7 protein-coding genes and 3 tRNA genes are annotated in these 6362 nt (G+C 29.7%); 9 read left to right on the forward strand and 1 reads right to left on the reverse strand.

Going from position 1 to position 6362, the window contains the following annotated elements; genetic code table 11:
* Positions 1-33 precede the first annotated feature (33 nt).
* Positions 34-1026: an aspartate-semialdehyde dehydrogenase gene (locus tag TR13x_RS04350; protein WP_054870677.1), complete on the reverse strand. Its 993-nt coding sequence runs from the start codon at positions 1024-1026 to the stop codon at positions 34-36.
* Between the two features lie 169 nt (positions 1027-1195).
* Here TR13x_RS04350 and TR13x_RS04355 point away from each other — a divergent pair, with 169 nt between their 5' ends.
* The 9 genes from TR13x_RS04355 to TR13x_RS04395 all read left to right on the forward strand — a co-directional run bounded on the left by TR13x_RS04355 (position 1196) and on the right by TR13x_RS04395 (position 6362).
* Entirely contained in the window at positions 1196-2347 is a 1152-nt protein-coding gene (locus tag TR13x_RS04355; RefSeq protein WP_054870678.1) for a M20 family metallopeptidase, read from the forward strand.
* An 18-nt stretch (positions 2348-2365) separates the two neighbouring features.
* A complete protein-coding gene (locus tag TR13x_RS04360; protein ID WP_054870679.1) occupies positions 2366-3301 on the forward strand; it encodes a type II CAAX endopeptidase family protein in 936 nt (311 codons plus the stop codon).
* Positions 3302-3590: 289 nt separating this feature from the next.
* Positions 3591-3797 (forward strand): small, acid-soluble spore protein, alpha/beta type, encoded by a 207-nt coding sequence (locus TR13x_RS04365; RefSeq protein ID WP_242851715.1) that lies wholly within the window; start codon positions 3591-3593, stop codon positions 3795-3797.
* A 36-nt stretch (positions 3798-3833) separates the two neighbouring features.
* Positions 3834-4571, forward strand: a complete 738-nt coding sequence (locus tag TR13x_RS04370) for a class I SAM-dependent methyltransferase (RefSeq protein WP_054870680.1) — start codon at positions 3834-3836, stop codon at positions 4569-4571.
* Positions 4572-4700: 129 nt separating this feature from the next.
* A complete protein-coding gene (locus TR13x_RS04375) occupies positions 4701-4901 on the forward strand; it encodes a cold-shock protein (RefSeq protein WP_054870681.1) in 201 nt (66 codons plus the stop codon).
* 199 nt (positions 4902-5100) lie between these two features.
* Positions 5101-5994 carry an Hsp33 family molecular chaperone HslO gene (gene hslO, locus TR13x_RS04380; RefSeq protein ID WP_054870682.1) on the forward strand — a complete coding sequence of 298 codons (894 nt, stop codon included), beginning with the start codon at positions 5101-5103 and terminating at the stop codon, positions 5992-5994.
* A gap of 124 nt (positions 5995-6118) precedes the next feature.
* Positions 6119-6194 (forward strand) — tRNA-Phe (locus TR13x_RS04385).
* 13 nt (positions 6195-6207) lie between these two features.
* Positions 6208-6282, forward strand: a tRNA-Gly gene (locus TR13x_RS04390).
* A 5-nt stretch (positions 6283-6287) separates the two neighbouring features.
* A tRNA-Cys gene (locus TR13x_RS04395) sits at positions 6288-6362 on the forward strand.

Raw genomic sequence — 6362 nt, forward strand, 5'->3', positions numbered from 1 at the left:
CCCTAAATTTTAATTTAAATTTTTATTTAAACATTAAAGTTGATTGATAAGTAATTCAGCGATTTGTACTGTATTTGTAGCTGCTCCTTTTCTGATATTGTCAGCAACTACCCACAAGTTAATACCGTTTTCAACACTAAAGTCTCTTCTTATTCTACCAACATATACTTCATCTGTTCCCTCGGCATTTATAGGCATAGGATAAACATTATTATTTACATCATCTTGTATAATTACTCCTTTTGCTTCTCTAAGTATTTCATAAATTTCATCTAACTTAAATGAATTTTCGAATTCTAAGTTAACTGATACACTGTGTCCATATCTTACTGGTATTCTGACAGTAGTAGCTGTAATTTTTAAGTTGTAATCATTTAATATTTTTTTAGTTTCTTCTATCATTTTTATTTCTTCTTTAGTATAACCATTTTCTAGAAATACATCGATGTGAGGTAGACAGTTAAATGCGATAGGATGAGGATATTTTTTAGGTTTTTTGCCTTCAAGTCCCATATCCAGATCTTTAATTCCACCTAGACCAGATCCAGAAACTGCTTGATAAGTAGAATACACAATTCTTTTTATTTTAAAAGCATCATGTAGTGGCTTTAGTGGTACTACACATTGTATAGTTGAACAATTTGGATTAGCAATAATTCCTTGGTGCCAACTTATATCATTTGGATTTACTTCAGGAACTATTAGAGGAACTTCTTTGTGCATTCTCCAAGCACTACTGTTATCAACTACAATGACTCCTTTTTCTTTAGCTATAGGTGCAAAATTTTTACTAACTTCGCTGCCTGCTGAAAACAATGCTATATCTATATTGTCATTGAAAGAATCTTTTGTTAATTCTTGAACAGTGTATTCTTTGTCTCTAAATTTAAGTTTTGTACCTTTGGATTTGGAGGAAGCAAATAAGTAAAGATTTTTTACTGGAAAATTTCTTTCTTCTAATATTTTGATAAAGGTTCTTCCAACCATACCTGTTGCGCCTACTATGGCAATGTTAAGTTTTTTCATAAAATCACCTCTAAAATAGATTTATTAAATAATAATTAGGAAGTAAAAAGTGTTATTATTATTATAATATTATTTTATAACAGATTAAGTGCTTAATAAATAGAACTATTTGAATTGAGTAAATAAAAAATATAAAATGGTTATAGAATGTAGGATGTGGAGGGATGAGATGTCAAATAGATTAAATGTAATTGGTGAAGAAATGAAAGCAATAAGGAGAGAGCTACACAAAATACCAGAGACTGGACTTAATGAGCATAAAACTTCTAATTATATAATAGAAAAGCTTGAAAAATATGGATATATTATCGAAAAAGTTGCTGGAACTGGTATAGTAGCTTATAAAAAAGGGAGAGTTTTTAAAAAAGCAATAGCATTTAGAGCAGATATGGATGGGCTAAGAGTTAATGAACAAACAGGTGTGAATTATTCTTCAAATGAAAATGGAATGATGCATGCTTGCGGCCATGATGGCCATATGGCAATTTTGTTGGGATTAGCAAGTTATTTATCAGATTTTGAACTTGAAAGAGATATAATACTTTTATTTCAGCCAGCTGAAGAGGGACCGGGAGGAGCTGAAATAATTGTAAATGAAGGTATTTTAGAAAAATACAATGTAGAATATATTTTTGGGCTTCATATATTACCAGATTTAGAGCAAGGAAAAATAGGAATAACTCCAGGACCAATGATGGCACAAACTGGAGAGTTTGATATTAAGATTACATCTAAGGGTGGACATGGAGCGATGCCACATACAGCTATAGATAGCATATATGTTGCTTCTCAATTAGTAAGTAGCTATCAAAGTATAATTAGTAGGAATATTGAACCTATTGAAGGATGTGTGTTGACGATAGGTAAAATTGAAGGTGGAAAAGCAAGAAATATTATTGCTGATAATGTAAGACTGGAAGGTACAATAAGAGCATTTAATACAGAAGTATATAATAAAATTAAAAAGAGAATGGTAGAAATTAATTTTGGACTAGAAAAAATGTTTAATGTTAATATTTGTATGGAAATAAGGGATATGTATCCGCCAGTCGTAAATGACTATAAACTATTTGAGATTATTAAGGATTTATTTAAGGATGAAATTAAAATAATTAAACCTATGATGATTTCTGAAGACTTTTCATATTATCAAAGAGAAATACCAGGTCTTTTCTTTATGTTGGGTTCAAGAAATGAAAGAAAAGGATTCATACATCCTTTACACAGTTGTTATTTTAATTTTGATGAGGAGATTTTAAAAATAGGATTAGATACTTATTTGAAAATATGCAAATATTTTGGTGTTATAAGTGATTATTAATATTAAGGGGGTCAATTAATGAATAATGAATTAAATGTTGAATCAAAGCTGAATATTTTAGGGACTAACTTGTTCTATCTATTAATAGGAATAATTTTACTTACAATAGGTTCATTGGTACAGAGATGGGATATTTATAAAGGGTTGATAATTACAGAATATATTATTATTTTATTGCCTGCATTGATTTATTTAAAAATTAAAAGACAATCGTTAAGAAAAGTGCTTAGACTTAATAAACTTTCTTTAAAACAGATACTATTAATACCTATTATTGTAATCTTATCATATCCGATTGGTGCATTTTTGAATTTGATAGTTATGATTTTTCTAAGTTTTTTTGGAGAAGTTAAACCTCCACCTATACCAATTCCAAATAATGAAATAGAACTATTAAAAGGTTTTTTTGTTGTAGCATTATCAGCTGGTATTTGTGAAGAAGTAATGTTTAGAGGATTAATAATGAAAGGATATGAAAAATTAGGAAAATGGAAAGCTATTATTTTTTCTGCTGTTTTATTCGGATTATTTCATTTTAATATACAGAATTTATTAGGACCGATTTTTTTAGGTTTATTATTTGGATTTATAGTTTATAAAACGGATTCACTTTATGCATCTATGTTGGCTCATTTTACAAATAATGCGTTGGCTTTATTTTTAGGTTTTATTGTAAATAAATTTAATACAGGTAATACTACGCCAAGCAATGTAACTTTAGATATATCATATACTAAGACTTTAATTTACGGAGCAATTTTTTTGGGAGCTATTTCGTTAGTTGCTGGGACTATAGTTGTTATGCTTCTTAAAAAAATGCCAAGTTCGGATAATTATATAAGTATTTATAATGAAGATTATAAGAAAAGCATGTTAACTTTTGTTGAAAGTATACCTCTAATTGTAATTTTAATAATATATATTATAATTAATGTTTTGAATTTTAGTGTTTAGAAAAAAATATTTATTAAAAGATTTTATTATAATTTCCTATAGTTTACTAAAAATAAATACAAAAAAGTTTAAGGACCTACTTGGGGGGAGTAGGTCCTTATTTAATAAAAATTTATATAAAAGGGGGAGTGGGAAAGTAGTACTTTTTCCGACAACGACAAGTTTAACACTTTTATATATATAAATCAAGAGAAAATATTAAAGTTCTAATTTTCAAAAAATTTATCATGATATAATTTAGAATATTATTCAAAAATATCCACATAATAGACACTAAGGAGGGGTCGATGTGAGCAAAACAAGAAAGAAGAAAAAAATAGAAACTTTAGAGGATAAATTAAAATATGAAATAGCTAGAGAATTAGGGTTATTAGAGAAAATAAAAAAAGTTGGGTGGGCGGGGTTAACAGCTAAGGAAACAGGTCGGATAGGAGGAATGATTACAGTAAAAAAGAAATTAATGAAACGTAAGCTAGAAAAGGAGAAAGAATTGTAATACAATATATTTATGACTCTAAAAAGGGGGGATATTATGCATAGTTATAAGGACTTTGCATATTTGTATGATAAGTTGATGGATGATGTGGATTATAAAAAATGGTTTGAGTATATATTGAGGATATTAAAGAAACTAGAAATTACCCCTAAAAAGGTTCTTGAGCTTGCTTGTGGAACAGGGAATTTTACTAGGTATTTGTGTGATAGTGGTTATGATGTTACTTGTTTTGATTTATCAGAAGATATGCTTTCTGTGGCATATAACAAGCTTAATATGTATAGAAATGTAACAATTTTAAAACAGGATATGCGTTTGTTTGATTTTAATAAGAAGTTCGATATGATTATCAGTGTTTGTGACGGAATTAATTATATTACCGAATATGAAGATTTAGTAAATGTTTTTAAGAGAGTTAATTTACATCTTGAACAAGAAGGAATTTTTATTTTTGATATAAGTTCTTATTATAAACTTCATGAAATTATAGGTAACAATACTTTTGTTGAAGAAAAAGGTAATATTTTCTATGCATGGGAAAACTATTTTGATGGGTATAATAATATATGTGAAATGTATCTCACTTTTTTTGTAAAGCGAGGTGACAAATATATTAGATTTGATGAGAGTCAAATTCAAAAAGCATATTCAGTAGATGAAGTAGTGAATGCATTAAAAGAAGCTAACTTTAAAAATATTGATTATTATGAGAGCTTTACGTTTGACAAGCCAAATGATGAGAGTGAGAGAATACATTTTGTTGCCAGTAAATAATATTTGGAGAAATTTATCAAAAACAAACGATTTTATTTGACAATGTAAAATTTTTGTGTTAAAATTAGTATGATGTTGAAATACATACAACATCTGTTATTTAATATTAGTATTGGAGGAATGTTTTTAATGGAAAAAGGTACAGTTAAGTGGTTCAATTCAACTAAAGGTTATGGATTCATCACAAGAGACAATGGTGGGGATGTATTTGTACATTACTCAGCAATCAAAACTGATGGGTTCAAAACTCTTGAAGAAGGACAAAAAGTTGAATTTGAGGTAGTTCAAGGAGAAAAAGGACCTCAAGCTACTAATGTTACTAAACTATAAGGTTTCCTAACATTGTAGCAGTTAAGCCCCTGTTTAGGGGCTTTTTTGATTTTTAAATTTAAAATGATTAAGTTGTTTTTTAATGTATTTTTAGGTTGACATCTGCTAATTAATAAAATTAATATATAAAAAGAAATTTATATAATTAGATTAAAAGACTGATAGATTTTAAAATAGAGCTAGAAAGGAATGAAGTTCTATGAAGGATTATATTGTAAGAGCGATTGATAAAGAAGGAAGTATAAGAGTTTTTATAGCGGCAACTACAAACATTGTAGAAAAGGCAAGACAAATACATAAGACTGCACCAACAGCAACAGCTGCTTTAGGCAGAGTTTTAACTGCTGCGTCAATAATGGGAGTTATGCTTAAAGGAGATAAAGATAAAGTATCACTTCATATAAAAGGCAACGGACCAATAAAATCTATTCTAGCAGTAGCAAATAGTAAAGGAGAAGTTAAAGGTTATATCAGTAATCCTGATGTTGATATGCCGCTAAGAGAAGATGGCAAACTTAATGTAGGTATGGCTGTAGGTAGAGAAGGAAAGGTTATAGTGATTAAAGATTTAGGACTAAAAGAACCTTATATTGGTCAATCTGGTCTTGTAACTGGAGAAATTGCAGAAGATTTGACACACTATTTTGCATATTCAGAGCAGCAGCCTTCTGCAGTAGCATTGGGTGTGCTTGTTGATAGAGATTTAAGTGTAAAATCATCTGGAGGCTTTATTTTACAAGTGTTACCTGGTGCATCTGAGGAGGTTATTACGAAATTAGAACATAAATTAAATAATGTTGAACCAATATCAAGATTAATAGATAAAGGTTATACACCAGAAGATATTTTAGACCATATTTTTGGTGAATTTGAAATGGGAATTTTAGAAAAAAAAGATATTAACTTTGTTTGTGACTGTTCAAGAGAGAGGCTAGAAGAAGCTCTTGTAAGTGTTGGAAAAGAAGAATTAGAAAAAATAATTAAAGAAGATGGTAAAGCAGAGTTAGTTTGTCATTTCTGCAATACAAAATATCATTTTGACAAGCAAGATTTAGAGAGATTATTAAAGGAAGCAGGAAAAAGTAAAATATAATTTAAACTAATTAAGTACTAAATTTATAAAAAGCTATTGACTTTAGAAAAAAAATATTGTATACTAACTCTTGTCGCTGAGGAAACACCCACTAGCATAGTTTGCAACTTAGTATTCTAAGGATGCCCAGATAGCTCAGTCGGTAGAGCAGGGGACTGAAAATCCCCGTGTCGGTGGTTCGATTCCGCCTCTGGGCACCAAAAAATCAAATAAGCGGAAGTGGCTCAGTGGTAGAGCATCGCCTTGCCAAGGCGAGGGTCGCGGGTTCGAATCCCGTCTTCCGCTCCATATATGGCGGCATAGCCAAGTGGTAAGGCAGAGGACTGCAAATCCTTTATTCCCCAGTTCGAATCTGGGTGCCGCCTCCA

The sequence above is a fragment of the Caloranaerobacter sp. TR13 genome (genome assembly GCF_001316435.1).
GTDB lineage: Bacteria > Bacillota > Clostridia > Tissierellales > Thermohalobacteraceae > Caloranaerobacter.